The sequence below is a fragment of the Stenotrophomonas sp. 63632_Sma genome (assembly GCF_056482875.1).
Map to the genome: position 1 here is coordinate 4,322,691 of NZ_CM151220.1, position 12,680 is coordinate 4,335,370.

Annotated in this window: 16 protein-coding genes and 2 tRNA genes; 5 read left to right on the plus strand and 13 right to left on the minus strand. The window is 65.4% G+C overall.

The features are described from left to right. Positions 1 to 18 precede the first annotated feature (18 nt). The 3 genes from bfr to ACZK45_RS20055 form a co-directional block, all read right to left on the minus strand. Positions 19 to 489, minus strand: a complete 471-nt coding sequence (gene bfr, locus ACZK45_RS20045; RefSeq protein ID WP_005419804.1) for a bacterioferritin — start codon at positions 487 to 489, stop codon at positions 19 to 21. Positions 490 to 632: 143 nt separating this feature from the next. Beyond that, a complete protein-coding gene (locus ACZK45_RS20050) occupies positions 633 to 842 on the minus strand; it encodes a (2Fe-2S)-binding protein (protein WP_005411309.1) in 210 nt (69 codons plus the stop codon). A gap of 108 nt (positions 843 to 950) precedes the next feature. Continuing rightward, positions 951 to 1,571 (minus strand): RNA pyrophosphohydrolase, encoded by a 621-nt coding sequence (locus ACZK45_RS20055; RefSeq protein ID WP_032127170.1) that lies wholly within the window; start codon positions 1,569 to 1,571, stop codon positions 951 to 953. Positions 1,572 to 1,691: 120 nt separating this feature from the next. Here ACZK45_RS20055 and ACZK45_RS20060 point away from each other — a divergent pair. Continuing rightward, positions 1,692 to 1,768 (plus strand) — tRNA-Met (locus tag ACZK45_RS20060). 55 nt (positions 1,769 to 1,823) lie between these two features. Beyond that, positions 1,824 to 1,898, plus strand: a tRNA-Gln gene (locus ACZK45_RS20065). Between the two features lie 314 nt (positions 1,899 to 2,212). Here ACZK45_RS20065 and rpsI read toward each other — a convergent pair. Beyond that, positions 2,213 to 2,605 carry a 30S ribosomal protein S9 gene (gene rpsI / locus ACZK45_RS20070; RefSeq protein WP_005411311.1) on the minus strand — a complete coding sequence of 131 codons (393 nt, stop codon included), beginning with the start codon at positions 2,603 to 2,605 and terminating at the stop codon, positions 2,213 to 2,215. Positions 2,606 to 2,607: 2 nt separating this feature from the next. Then, the gene (gene rplM, locus ACZK45_RS20075) at positions 2,608 to 3,036 is read right to left on the minus strand and encodes a 50S ribosomal protein L13 (protein ID WP_005414692.1); all 429 of its coding nucleotides are present in this window, start codon (positions 3,034 to 3,036) and stop codon (positions 2,608 to 2,610) included. A 197-nt stretch (positions 3,037 to 3,233) separates the two neighbouring features. Between rplM and coq7 the strand changes: the two genes are divergently transcribed. Then, a complete protein-coding gene (coq7, locus tag ACZK45_RS20080) occupies positions 3,234 to 3,878 on the plus strand; it encodes a 2-polyprenyl-3-methyl-6-methoxy-1,4-benzoquinone monooxygenase (protein WP_049401665.1) in 645 nt (214 codons plus the stop codon). An 87-nt stretch (positions 3,879 to 3,965) separates the two neighbouring features. Here the strand turns inward: coq7 and ACZK45_RS20085 are convergent, their stop codons facing one another. Together ACZK45_RS20085 and speD are read right to left on the minus strand one after the other, a co-directional pair. Further along, positions 3,966 to 4,286, minus strand: a complete 321-nt coding sequence (locus ACZK45_RS20085; protein ID WP_005411314.1) for a DMT family transporter — start codon at positions 4,284 to 4,286, stop codon at positions 3,966 to 3,968. A gap of 168 nt (positions 4,287 to 4,454) precedes the next feature. After that, positions 4,455 to 5,249 (minus strand): adenosylmethionine decarboxylase, encoded by a 795-nt coding sequence (gene speD / locus ACZK45_RS20090; RefSeq protein WP_006473908.1) that lies wholly within the window; start codon positions 5,247 to 5,249, stop codon positions 4,455 to 4,457. Between the two features lie 149 nt (positions 5,250 to 5,398). On the opposite strand from speD, the gene crp reads away from it, so the two are divergent. Continuing rightward, the gene (crp, locus tag ACZK45_RS20095) at positions 5,399 to 6,088 is read left to right on the plus strand and encodes a cAMP-activated global transcriptional regulator CRP (RefSeq protein WP_010482649.1); all 690 of its coding nucleotides are present in this window, start codon (positions 5,399 to 5,401) and stop codon (positions 6,086 to 6,088) included. Positions 6,089 to 6,150: 62 nt separating this feature from the next. Beyond that, positions 6,151 to 6,912: a sulfite exporter TauE/SafE family protein gene (locus ACZK45_RS20100; protein ID WP_253144349.1), complete on the plus strand. Its 762-nt coding sequence runs from the start codon at positions 6,151 to 6,153 to the stop codon at positions 6,910 to 6,912. Positions 6,913 to 7,075: 163 nt separating this feature from the next. Here ACZK45_RS20100 and ACZK45_RS20105 read toward each other — a convergent pair whose 3' ends face one another. The 6 genes from ACZK45_RS20105 to trpE form a co-directional block, all read right to left on the minus strand. Continuing rightward, the gene (locus tag ACZK45_RS20105) at positions 7,076 to 7,792 is read right to left on the minus strand and encodes a haloacid dehalogenase-like hydrolase (RefSeq protein ID WP_032127168.1); all 717 of its coding nucleotides are present in this window, start codon (positions 7,790 to 7,792) and stop codon (positions 7,076 to 7,078) included. Beyond that, a complete protein-coding gene (trpC, locus tag ACZK45_RS20110; protein WP_478445138.1) occupies positions 7,789 to 8,583 on the minus strand; it encodes an indole-3-glycerol phosphate synthase TrpC in 795 nt (264 codons plus the stop codon). The genes ACZK45_RS20105 and trpC overlap by 4 nt, the downstream gene beginning before the upstream one ends. Positions 8,584 to 8,657: 74 nt before the next feature. Then, the gene (trpD, locus tag ACZK45_RS20115) at positions 8,658 to 9,689 is read right to left on the minus strand and encodes an anthranilate phosphoribosyltransferase (protein ID WP_049401667.1); all 1,032 of its coding nucleotides are present in this window, start codon (positions 9,687 to 9,689) and stop codon (positions 8,658 to 8,660) included. Positions 9,690 to 9,705: 16 nt separating this feature from the next. After that, on the minus strand, positions 9,706 to 10,293 hold the full coding sequence (locus ACZK45_RS20120) for an anthranilate synthase component II (RefSeq protein ID WP_125895885.1): 588 nt from the start codon (positions 10,291 to 10,293) through the stop codon (positions 9,706 to 9,708). Between the two features lie 2 nt (positions 10,294 to 10,295). Beyond that, entirely contained in the window at positions 10,296 to 11,075 is a 780-nt protein-coding gene (locus ACZK45_RS20125) for an SIMPL domain-containing protein (RefSeq protein WP_049461246.1), read from the minus strand. Between the two features lie 67 nt (positions 11,076 to 11,142). Beyond that, positions 11,143 to 12,618 (minus strand): anthranilate synthase component I, encoded by a 1,476-nt coding sequence (trpE, locus tag ACZK45_RS20130; protein ID WP_478445139.1) that lies wholly within the window; start codon positions 12,616 to 12,618, stop codon positions 11,143 to 11,145. Between the last annotated feature and the right edge of the window lie 62 nt (positions 12,619 to 12,680).

Sequence of the window (12,680 nt, forward strand, 5' to 3'; positions counted from 1 at the left end):
AGCAAGCTCGACGCTACGTCACTCTTCCAGCTTGCTGAGCAGGTACTTCGGCTCGCCGATACGCTCGATCAGGTCGAGCTGGGTTTCCAGCCAGTCGATGTGCTCTTCTTCCGAGTCGAGGATCTTCACGAACAGCTGACGGCTGACGTAGTCGCCCACCGAATCGGAGTAGGCCACGGCCTCGCGCAGGGTCACTACGCCGTCGCGCTCCAGCGACAGGTCGCACTGCAGGATCTCGGTCGGGTTCTCGCCGATGCGCAGCTTGCCCAGCGCCTGGAAATTCGGCAGGCCTTCGAGGAACAGGATGCGGTCGGCAAGCATGTCGGCATGCTTCATCTCGTCGATCGATTCCTTGTACTCGTGTTCGGCCAGCTCCTTGATGCCCCAGTTCTTCAGCATCTTGGCGTGCAGGAAGTACTGGTTGATCGCGGTCAGCTCGTTGTAGAGGACCTTGTTGAGGAATTCGATGACCTTGGTGTCGCCCTTCATGGGGGTGCTCCTGCACGCTGAAAACGCAGGCACTTTAACGCCTTGCGCGCGGCCGTGAAGGAACGCGAATCGTGCGCATTGGCCTGTGCGGCCGCACGTGAAGGATGCGAAAGCGCGGCGTCAACGCGCCGCGAAAGAGACGATCAGGCGACCTGGGCCAGGCCCAATACCGGCAGCGGCAGATCGTGGGTCGCACGCGCCTTGGCCAGCAGGTCGCCGGCCATGTCCAGGCAGGAACCGCAGGTGGCACCACACCCTGTACGCATGGTCAGTTCGGCCACCGTGCTGACGCCATGGCTGGCGGCTTCGCGGATCTGGTGGTCGGTGACTCCGTTGCAGATGCAGACGTACACAGGCGTGAACCGGGCTGACAGGCCAAGAGTGGCCTGTTGGCTATTCCAATGGAAACGAGAATGGTTGTCAATCAGAGACCTGAACCATTCTCGATACGGTTCAGCCGGTCACGTGGCCGGACCATCGCCGGTGGCCTTCTTCGGCCAGTAGCCGCGGGTCCGTGGGCGCTTGCGTGGGCGGTCATGCCCGGCGGTATGGCCCGGCATCCAGGCCTCCGCAGCGCTCTTGGGCATGGCGGTCACGCCCTGCCCGGCCACCCCGCGCGCCAACGGCGCCAGATGTCGCAAGGCGCGCGCATAGACGCCACGCTTGAACATCACCACGTGCTCCACCGGGTACCAGAAGTCCACCCAGCGCCAGTGGTCAAACTCGGGTGAGTCGGTGTGGTCCAGCTTCACGTGGGACTCGTCGCCGGTCAGGCGCAGCAGGAACCAGACCTGCTTCTGGCCGATGCAGACCTGCCGCTCGTTGCGGCGGATGGCCCGCGCCGGCAGCTTGTAACGCAGCCAGCCGGGCGTTGCCCCGAGCACTTCCACGTGCTCAGGCAGCAGGCCGGTCTCTTCCTGCAGTTCACGATACATGGCCTCGACAGGCGTCTCGTCGGTATTCATGCCACCCTGCGGGAACTGCCAGCCGTCCCGGCGCACACGTCGTGCCCAGAACACCTGGCCGTCCTGCCGCATCAGCACAATGCCGACGTTCGGTCGATAGCCGTCCGGATCGATCACGATGCGGACTCCTAAAAAATCTACTGGTCGGGACTATCCCATGCCGCCTGTCGGCCCACAAGCACGATACAAAAGTGTTGACAGGGGCGATACACATCCGCAGAATAGCGGGCTCACCAAGGCTATGTAGCTCAGCCGGTTAGAGCACAGCACTCATAATGCTGGGGTCGGTGGTTCGAGTCCACCCATAGCCACCACGCTGAAAATCAAGTTGTTTTTCAGCGTGAAAAGTGAGAAAATAGTTGCACGTTTTGCCCCGTCGCCAAGCGGTAAGGCACCTGACTCTGACTCAGGCATTCGGTGGTTCGAATCCATCCGGGGCAGCCAAATTAAAAGCAAAAGGCCAGATCGAAAGATCTGGCCTTTTGCTTTTAATTTGGTCGCGCATTCCACCTTATCCCCGCGCCTGTCGGCGCACCCCCTTGAACAACAAGGGGGCTCTTCCCCAGAAAGGCGTCCGGGGCGGGATCCCTTTCTGCAGAACCCCGCCCTGCTGACATGCCCCCCCCCCCCCGGGTAGTGCCGGCCGCTGGCCGGCAACCTCGAAATGCGCTCCCCAGAACGACAAAAGCCCGGCCGAAGCCGGGCTTTTGCTTGTCCAACCAGCGGGCCCCCGAAGGAGCCCAACCAGGCGCGGTAGATCAGCGCTTGGAGAACTGGGTGGCGCGGCGAGCCTTGTGCAGACCGACCTTCTTACGCTCGACTTCACGGGCGTCACGGGTCATGAAGCCAGCCTTGCGCAGCTCGGACTTCAGGGTTTCGTCGTACTCGACCAGAGCACGGGCGATGCCCAGACGGATCGCACCGGCCTGGCCGGTGGTGCCGCCGCCAGCGGCGGTGACCAGGATGTCGAAGCTTTCGGTGTTCTTGGTCAGCTCGAGCGGCTGGCGCACGATCATGCGCGCGGTCTCACGACCGAAGAACTCGTCCAGCGGACGGCCATTGACGGTGATGTTGCCCGAACCCTTGCGCAGGAACACGCGAGCGGTGGAGGACTTGCGGCGGCCAGTGCCGTAGTTTTGAGTGATAGCCATGATTAGATATCCAGAACCTGCGGCTGCTGTGCGGCGTGCGGATGCTCAGTGCCGGCGTAGACCTTGAGCTTGCGGTACATCTGGCGACCCAGCGGGCCCTTCGGCAGCATGCCCTTCACGGCGATCTCGATCACGCGCTCCGGGTGGCGCTCCAGCGCCTGTGCCAGGGATTCGGTCTTCAGGTTGCCGATGTAACCGGTGAAACGGTGATACATCTTGTCCTGCAGCTTCTTGCCGGTGACGGCAATCTTTTCTGCATTGATGACGACCAGGTAGTCGCCGGTATCAACGTGCGGGGTGTAGACCGGCTTGTGCTTGCCACGCAGACGGCGGGCCAGCTCGGTGGCGAGACGGCCCAGGGTCTTGCCCTCGGCGTCGACGAGGTACCAGTCGCGCTGGACGGTCTCGTTCTTGGCAGTGAAAGTGCTCATGAAGAACTCTAGGTTAGGTCGGGCTCATTGCGGCGAAAGGCTCGCCGGAACTCTGCCACGCGTTGTGAAAAGGTGAAGCGTAAGAGGCGGGATTGTACGCAGGTCAGCCCCCCGTTGCAAGCCGGCCCTTGACCGGGTTGGCAGGGGGACGGGGTCGGGCGAGAATCGCGGGGTCTTCCGCCCCACCGTGTACCGCCATGACCGTGCTCCGCCAGATCACCCCGCTGGACCACCTGCTGACCGAGGCGCAGCGCGCCCTGGACACGGTGTTCGGCAACCCGCCGGCGGCCCGCCCCTATCCGGCTGCGGACACCGACGAGCCGGGCATGGACAGCACCGAACGCCGCCACGCGGCCGGCCTGATGCGGATCAACCACGTCGGCGAGGTCTGCGCACAGGGCCTTTACTTCGGCCAGGCGGCCGTGGCCCGCGACCCGGCCACGCGTGAACACCTGCTGGAAGCGGCCCAGGAAGAAACCGACCACCTGGCCTGGTGCGCCACCCGCCTGGGCGAACTGGACAGCCGTCCGAGCCTGTTCAACCCGCTCTGGTACGCCGGCAGCTACACCATCGGCACCCTGGCCGGGCTGCGCGGCGACGGCTGGAACCTGGGCTTCGTGGTCGAGACCGAGCGCCAGGTGGAAGCCCATCTGGACGAGCACCTGGTCGACCTGCCGGCCGGCGACCTGCGCAGCCGCGCGGTCATCGCCGTGATGAAGGAAGACGAGGCCCGCCATGCGGACCACGCCGAGCAGGCCGGCGCACGCCGCCTGCCGTTCCCGATCCCGGGCGCGATGGCGCTGGCTTCCAAGGTCATGAAGACCATCGCCTACCGGCTGTGACCGCCAGGTAGTGCCGGCCGCTGGCCGGCAACCACGCAGACGCCGCAGAAGATCCGGAGGTTGCCGGCCAGCGGCCGGCACTACCAGTTAATTGGGCGAGACCAGCTTCAGGCCGATCACACCGGCCACGATCAGGCCCACGCAGGCCAGGCGGGCCGGCGATGCGCTGTCGTTGAACAGGTAGATGCCCAGCACCGCCACGCCCATGGCGCCGATACCGGTCCAGATCGCGTAGGCGGTACCGACCGGGATGCTCTTCATCGCCTGGCTCATCAGGTACAGGCTGATCAGCGCGGACACGACCGTGGCAGCGGTGGGAAGGGGTTTGCTGAAGCCTTCGGAGTACTTCATTCCGAGGGCGAAACCGATCTCGAACAGGCCGGCCAGCAGCAGGTAGATCCAGGGCATGGGTGGGGGCTCCTTACCTTTTTTGAGAAAAACGAAACGGCCCGGTGTTTTCACACCGGGCCGTGGGTCGGTACATCACCGTGGAACTGTAACGCGTGCGGGGCACTGGTTCCACGGGGCGGGTCGTCCCGCCTGGGCGGCGATGCCTGCGGGCATCGCACATGGGGCTTACTCGGACAGGTTCCGGCCGTGGAACAGCTCTTCGATCTCGCGCTTGAGCAGCGCTTCGATCTTCATGCGTTCCTTGAACGACAGGTTCTTGGCCTTTTCCTCGAACAGGTACTGGTCCAGGTCGAAGTCCTTCAGGTGCATCTTCGTGTGGAAGATGTTTTCCTGGTAGACGTTGACGTCGAACATCTCGTAACGCGACTTGATGTTCTTGGCCAGGAAGTTCTGGATCGAGTTGATCTTGTGATCGATGTAGTGCTTCTTGCCCTTCACATCGCGGGTGAAGCCACGGACGCGGTAGTCCATGATCACGATGTCCGACTCGAGGCTTTCGATCAGGTAGTTCAACGCCTTCAACGGCGAAATGACGCCGCAGGTGGCCACGTCGATGTCGGCGCGGAAGGTGGCGATACCTTCCTGCGGGTGCGTTTCCGGATAGGTGTGCACGGTGATGTGCGACTTGTCCATGTGCGCGACCACGGCATCGGAGATCAGCTCCTTGCCGGCCTGCTTCTTGTCGATCACCGGTTCTTCGGAGATCAGGATGGTCACCGAGGCACCCTGCGGATCGTAGTCCTGGCGGGCCACGTTCAGGATGTTGGCGCCGATGATCTCGGCGACATCAGTCAAGATTTGAGTCAGCCTGTCGGCGTTGTACTCTTCATCGATGTATTCAATGTAACGCTGACGCTCCTCTTCGGTGCGCGCGTAACACACGTCATAGATGTTGAAGCTCAGCGCCTTGGTGAGGTTGTTGAAACCCTGCAGCCTCAGGCGAGGCAACGGCTTGACCACGGCGGTCGATTCCTGTGTAAGAAGGGAAAGGGGGAATTATGGGGCAAACTGTCCCCGGGGGGAACGTGAAGAGCGCTCACATCTGGCACACTGTTTGCCCTTAACAATTGCGCTGGTTAAGCTCCGCTATCGACCCCGTGAATCCGTTCATGCGCAGAGGGAGCGCTCCTATCGTGTCAACCGTGCGCCTAGCTAGCAGTCCACTGGCCCTGGATATCGCCACAATCGATCGTTTCCTGGCGCACAGCCACAGGCGGCGATACCCCACCCGTACCGACGTCTTCCGACCCGGTGACCCGGCGGGAACCCTGTATTACGTCATCAGCGGCTCGGTTTCGATCATGGCCGAGGAAGATGACGATCGCGAGCTGGTGCTGGGCTACTTCGGTGCCGGCGAGTTCGTCGGCGAGATGGGCCTGTTCGTTGAATCGGACCGCCGCGAGGTGATCCTGAGGACCCGTACCGCCTGCGAGCTGGCCGAAATCAGCTACGAGCGCCTGCACCAGCTGTTCCTCGGCCCGCTGTCGGCCGATGCCCCGCGCCTGCTCTACGCGCTGGGCCAGCAGATCTCCAAGCGCCTGCTCGACACCAGCCGCAAGGCCAGCCGCCTGGCATTCCTGGACGTTACCGACCGGATCGTGCGCACCCTGCACGACCTGGCGCAGGAGCCGGAGGCGATGAGCCATCCGCAGGGCAGCCAGCTGCGCGTCTCGCGCCAGGAGCTGGCACGCCTGGTCGGCTGCTCGCGTGAAATGGCCGGCCGTGTGCTGAAGAAGCTGCAGACCGACGGCCTGCTGCATGCCCGCGGCAAGACCGTGGTGCTGTACGGCACCCGTTGACCGTTGAGCACCCGGTGGGTGCGGACCTTGGTCCGCACTCTTTCACGCGCTAGGCTCGGTACATGGAACTGAGCAGCGCATTCTGGTGGTTCATCCTCATCGGCCTGGGCGCCCAGCTGGTGGACGGCGCGCTGGGCATGGCGTTCGGCCTGGTGTCGTCGTCGGTGATGCTGGCCATGGGCATTCCGCCCGCGCAGGCCAGTGCAGCCATCCACACCGCCGAGGTGTTCACTACTGGCGCCTCCGGCGTGTCGCATCTGGTCGCCGGCAATGTCGATAAGCGCCTGTTCCTGCGCCTGGCGCTGCCCGGCGCCGTAGGCGGCGCCGTGGGTGCCTACGGCCTGACCCAGCTGCCCGGCGAGGTGATCCGCCCGCTCATCTACCTGTACCTGCTGGTGCTGGCCATCATCATCCTGGTACGTGCCGCCGGCCGCCTGATGCCCAAGGGCGAGGTCAAGCGGGTGCCCGTGCTGGGCTTCGTGGCCGGCTTCCTGGATGCCAGCGGCGGGGGCGGCTGGGGGCCGGTGGCCACCTCCACCCTGCTGGCCCGCGGCGGCCAGGCACGCACCACCATCGGCACGGTGAACGCGGCCGAGTTTGTGGTCACCCTGACAGTTTCAGCAACGTTCCTGCTGTCGATGGGGCTGCATCACCTGCAGATCGTGGCCGGCCTGCTGATCGGCGGCATGATGGCCGCGCCGGTGGCCGCACTGCTGGTGAAGCGCCTGAAGGAGCGCTGGGTGCTGGTGGCCGTGGGCGTGCTGGTGCTGGGCATCAGCCTGTTCCAGATCGGGCATGCGCTGACCGGGTATCTGGCGCGCTGAGCGCTCGCCGGGCATGGCCCGGCGCTAGCTGCACGGGATTCGGTAGTGCCGGCCGCTGGCACCCCGCAAGCCCTTCCGCAATCATGAAGTTGCCGGCCAGCGGCCGGCACTACCGGGTCGCAGCCCGGCACTCCGTCATCCCATCCCCGGCGGATTCCGCGCGTTACGCCTTGTCGCCGCCGCGGTCCACGCAGCCCCAGTTGAGGATGCGGGTGCCGGCCGGCAGCACGCGGCGGAAGAAGTCCACCCTGCCCGGCTTCGGGTTCACCACCACCGGCGCCTTGGCGGCCAGCAGCAACGGCAGGTCGGCGGTGCTGTCGGAGTAGGCGATATCGATGTCGCCGTAGCCGCGCTCGCGCAGCATGCGCATCTTCTCTTCGTTGTGGCAGTGGCGGGTCGGGCCGACGCCACCCAGCCGTGGGCCGACCTCGGTGCCGATCACCGGTACGTCCTGGTGGGCGACGAAGGCCAGGATCGCGCGTGCCAGCTCTGGTGGCGCGCCCGTGGCAACCACCACGCGGTCACCCTTGGCCCGGTGCGCTGCGAACACCTCCAGCGCCTGTGGCAGCAGCTTGGCGCGCATCTGCGCCTCGTTGCGCAGCACATAGGCGTCGATCACCTTGTTGAAATCGCGCGCACGGTGCAGGCCGAAGCTGCCGATCCACACATAGACCGAAATGCCGGTACGGCGGGTCGGCAGCAGCGCCACCATCGGCCCGGCGATCGGCGTGACCAGCAGCGCCGCCAGCATGCGCAGCGGGTTGCGCTTGATCAGCGAAGCGAACAGGTGAGTACCCGAATCGCCGTCGTAGAGGGTGTGGTCGAAATCGAAGACCACCAGCGGCGCATCGTCGCGCGGCGTCGGATAGTGCGTTTTCATGCCGCGAAGAATAGCTGACGCAGGCCCTCGCCCGGCTCTTCCACGCGCATGAAGGCTTCGCCCACCAGGAACGAGTGGATGCCGGCATCGCGCATCAGCGCCACGTCCTGCGGACCGAGGATGCCGCTCTCGGTGACCAGCAGGCGATCGCGCGGCACCGCCTGCTGCATGTCCAGCGTGGTCTGCAGCGACACCTCGAAGGTGCGCAGGTTGCGGTTGTTGATGCCGATCATCGGTGCCGGTACCTGCAGCGCACGCTCCAGCTCGTCGATGTCGTGCACTTCCACCAGTACGTCCATGCCCAGCGAAATCGCCAGTTCGGACAGCGTGGCCAACTGCGTGTCGTCCAGCGCAGCGACGATCAGCAGGATGCAGTCGGCACCCAGCACGCGCGCCTCGTACACCTGGTAGGCGTCGATCACGAAGTCCTTGCGCAGCACCGGCAGCGTGCAGGCCTCACGGGCCTGCTGCAGGTAGGCATCGGCACCCTGGAAGAAGTCCACATCGGTCAGCACCGACAGGCAGCTGGCGCCGCCGAACTCATAGCTGACGGCGATGTCGGCCGGGCGGAAATCCGGGCGGATCACACCCTTGGACGGGCTGGCCTTCTTCACCTCGGCGATCACCGCCGGATCGCCGTTGGCCACTGCCGCCTGCAGCGCGCGCACGAAGCCACGTACCGGCGGGGCGCTGGCCACGGCGGCCTGCAGGTCCTCGAGGGGACGCTGGGCACGGCGCTGGGCCACTTCTTCGGCCTTGCGGGCCAGGATCGTCTGCAGGATGTCGCTCATCGTCTTCGATTCGGTGCGGGGGCGGTGAGGACGGCCATTATCGGCCATCAAGAGGGTCAGGCTGAACCGCGCGCTCAGGCAACCAGCGCGCGGGTGGTCTCTACATACTGCTGCAGGCGCTGGCGGGCGCTGCCGTTGGCGATGGCGGCACGGGCACGGGCCAGGCCGTCGCCGATGTCGCTGGCCACGCCGGCCACGTACAGCGCGGCGCCGGCGTTCAGGGCCACGATGTCCAGCGCCGGACCGGGCTGGTTGTCCAGCACGGCGCGCAGCATGGCAATGGACTGCTCCGGGCCATCCACGCGCAGGTTGCGGCTGGCCGACATCGCGATGCCGAAGTCTTCCGGGTGGATCTCGTACTCGCGTACCTTGCCGTCGCGCAGCTCGCCCACCAGGGTACCGGCGCCCAGCGAGATCTCGTCCATGTTGTCGCGGCCCCAGACCACCATGGCGCGCTCGGTGCCCAGCTCGCGCAGCACGCGTGCCTGGATACCCACTAAATCCGGGTGAAACACGCCCATCAGCACCGACGGTGCGCTGGCCGGGTTGGTCAGCGGGCCAAGGATGTTGAAGATGGTACGCACGCCCATCTCGCGGCGGACCGGCGCGACCACCTTCATCGACGGGTGATGGATCGGCGCGAACATGAAACCGATGCCGGTCTGTTCGATGGCCGCGGCCACCTGCGCCGGCTGCAGCTCGATGGCCGCACCCAGTGCTTCGACTGCATCGGCGCTGCCGGACTTGGACGACACGCTGCGGTTGCCATGCTTGGCCACGCGCGCACCGGCCGCGGCCGCGACGAACATCGCGCAGGTGGAGATGTTGAAGGTGTGCGAGCCATCGCCGCCGGTGCCGACGATGTCGACCAGGTGGGTGGTATCGGCCACCGGCACCGCCAGCGCGAATTCACGCATGACCGTGGCCGCAGCGGCGATCTCGTCGATGGTTTCCTTCTTCACGCGCAGGCCAGTGAGGATGGCGGCAGTCATCATCGGCGAGACATCGCCGCGCATGATCTGCCGCATCAGGTCGACCATTTCGTCGAAGAAGATTTCGCGGTGTTCGATGGTGCGTTGCAGGGCTTCCTGGGGGGAGAAGCTCATGGGAATGCTCCTTGGATCAGGCCGCCGGACGCTGCAGGAAATTGCGCAGCAGGGCGTGGCCATGTTCGGTGAGGATGGATTCGGGATGGAACTGAACGCCCTCCACCGGGAACTGGCGGTGGCGCAGGCCCATGATCTCTTCGATCGAGCCGTCGTCGTTCTCGGTCCAGGCGGTCACTTCCAGCACCTCGGGCAGGCTGTTCTTGTCCACCACCAGCGAGTGGTAGCGGGTGGCCTGGTAACGGTCCGGCAGGCCGGCGAACACGCCCTTGCCTTCATGGCGGATCGGCGAGGTCTTGCCATGCATGATGTTGCCGGCGCGGATGACCGTACCGCCGTAGACCTGGCCGATGCCCTGGTGGCCCAGGCACACGCCGAGGATCGGCGTGGTCGGGCCCAGGCGCTGGATGAGTTCCAGCGACACGCCCGCTTCGTTGGGCGTGCACGGGCCGGGCGAAATGACGATGCGCTCAGGCTTCTGCGCGGCGATCTCGTCCACGCTCATCGCATCGTTGCGCACCACCTTCACCTCGGCGCCCAGCGTCTGCAGGTACTGCACGAGGTTGTAGGTGAAGCTGTCGTAGTTGTCGATCATCCACAACATGGTCAGGTTCCGTCGCTTATCAGGAAAATGGCGTATACGTTTTCGGTGTAGGTGATGGGGCCGGCTTCGATGGATTCGCGCAGGCGTGAGCCGGTGGTCTCGATCATGTCCATCTGCGCCGCAGGTGACGGCGGCGATGGCGGTGTCACCATGTCGTCGCTTCTGGGCCAATTGCCCGCCTGCACGCCATAGGCGAAGTTCGGCGCCACATCAGAGATGCTGTACAGCCCGCGCAGCTTCGTGCCGTAGGCATTGGCAAGGCCCTGCGCGGATTGGCGCGTCGACGCGGCGGCCTCACCCTTGAGTTCGCGCCGCAGCGCCACTTCGCCCGAGTAGGTCGGGGCCACGCTGCTGACCTGCAGGTTCTCGTTGGCCTTCAGTGCACCCAGCACGTCCTGCATCGCCTTCACGCTGGCGAAGCTGGCACGCAGCTGGCGCGACACGCGGGTGCCGACGAAGACCTGCCGGTTCTGCTCATAGCGCGTGGCCGGGCCGATCCGCAGATTGTCCGCACGCACGCTGCCCTCCACCGCCTTGTGCTGCTTGAACAGCGCCAGCACGCGCGCGACGTTGTCCTGCACGCGGCGGCGCGCGGCGTCGGCATCCATGTCGGTCTCTTCGATATTCAACTGCAGGCCGAACCGGTCGGGCATCACCTCGCGGCGCGCCTCGCCCTTCACCAGCAGGTGCGGCTGCGAGGGAATGGTGTTGGCCTGCGCCCACGCAGACGGGGCCATCGTGGCCAGCAGTGACGACCACAGCAATGCGCTCAGCAGCTTCATGCGGTACTCCTTGTCTTGAACGGGAACGGCGGAACGACCACGGCGCAGCGGCCGTGGCGAGGCAGGCTTACAGGCCCTTGGCGGCCTGGGCGACGGCGCGGAACAGCGCGCGGCCCTTGTTCATCGTCTCGTCCCATTCCTTGTCCGGGTCCGAGTCGTAGACGATGCCGGCGCCGGCCTGCACATACAGGCGGCCGTCCTTGATCACCGCGGTGCGGATCGCGATCGCGGTATCGGCATCGCCATGCCAGCCGATGTAGCCGATGCTGCCGGCGTAGACATTGCGCTTGATCGGTTCCAGCTCGCGGATCACTTCCAGCGCGCGGATCTTCGGCGCACCGCTGACCGTGCCGGCCGGGAAGGTGGCACGCAGCACGTCGGCATAGTTCAGGCCCGGCTGCAGCTGCCCGGTCACTTCGCTGACGATGTGCATGACGTGGCTGTAGCGCTCGATCACGAACTGCTCGCCCACTTCCACGGTGCCGGCCTTGGACACGCGACCGGCATCGTTACGGCCGAGGTCGATCAGCATCAGGTGCTCGGCGCGCTCCTTCGGATCGGCCAGCAACTCGGCTTCCAGCGCCAGGTCCTGTTCGACAGTGGCACCGCGCGGCCGGGTGCCAGCGATCGGGCGCACCGTCACTTCGCCATCCTGCAGACGCACCAGGATTTCCGGCGAGGAACCTACCACCTGCAGGTCGCCGACATCGAGGAAATACATGTAGGGCGACGGGTTCAGTGCACGCAGCGCACGGTACACATCCACCGGGCGCGCCTTGAACGGCACGCTCAGGCGCTGGCTCAGCACCACCTGGAAGATGTCGCCGGCACGGATGTATTCCTTGCTGCGCTGGACCGCATCGACGAAGCCTTCGCGGGTGAAACCGGAGACGAAATCGGACTCGTCCAGCACATCGCTGTTGAGCGGTGCGGGATAACCAGCACCCGGCGCGCGCAGCTTGGCGGTCAGTGCATCCAGGCGCGCCTGGGCCTGCTCGAACGCACCCTCGACACGCGGGTCGGCATGCACGATCAGGTACAGCCGGCCCTTGAGGTTGTCGAACACCGCCAGCTCGTTGGAATCCAGCAGCAGGATGTCCGGCGTACCCAGCTCATCGCGGCCAGCCGGCGGGGCCAGGCGCGGCTCGATGTAGCCGATGCACTCGAAGCCGAACCAGCCAACCAGGCCACCGGTGAAGCCCGGCAGGCCTTCCAGCTTGGGCACCGAGTGGGCGCTGCGCAGCGCCTCGACTTCGGCGAACGGGTCGGCCACCTCGCGGGTGTCCACCACCTGGCCATCTTCGCGCACGGTCAGCGTGTGGCCATGGAAGGCATACACGCGGCGCGCCGGCAGGCCGATGATCGAGTAACGACCAAAGCGCTCGCCGCCTTCGACGGATTCAAACAAGTAGGTATTGGGGCCGTCGGCGAGCTTCAGATAGACCGAAAGCGGCGTGTCCAGGTCGGACAGCACTTCACGGACGACGGGAATATGGGTGTGGCCTTCAGCGGCCTGCTGCAGAAACTGAGCGTGCGAGTTCAAGACGACTTTCCTTCCGGGACACAGCGTTATGGGGGCGGACGACGGCAACGGGCCACCATCGC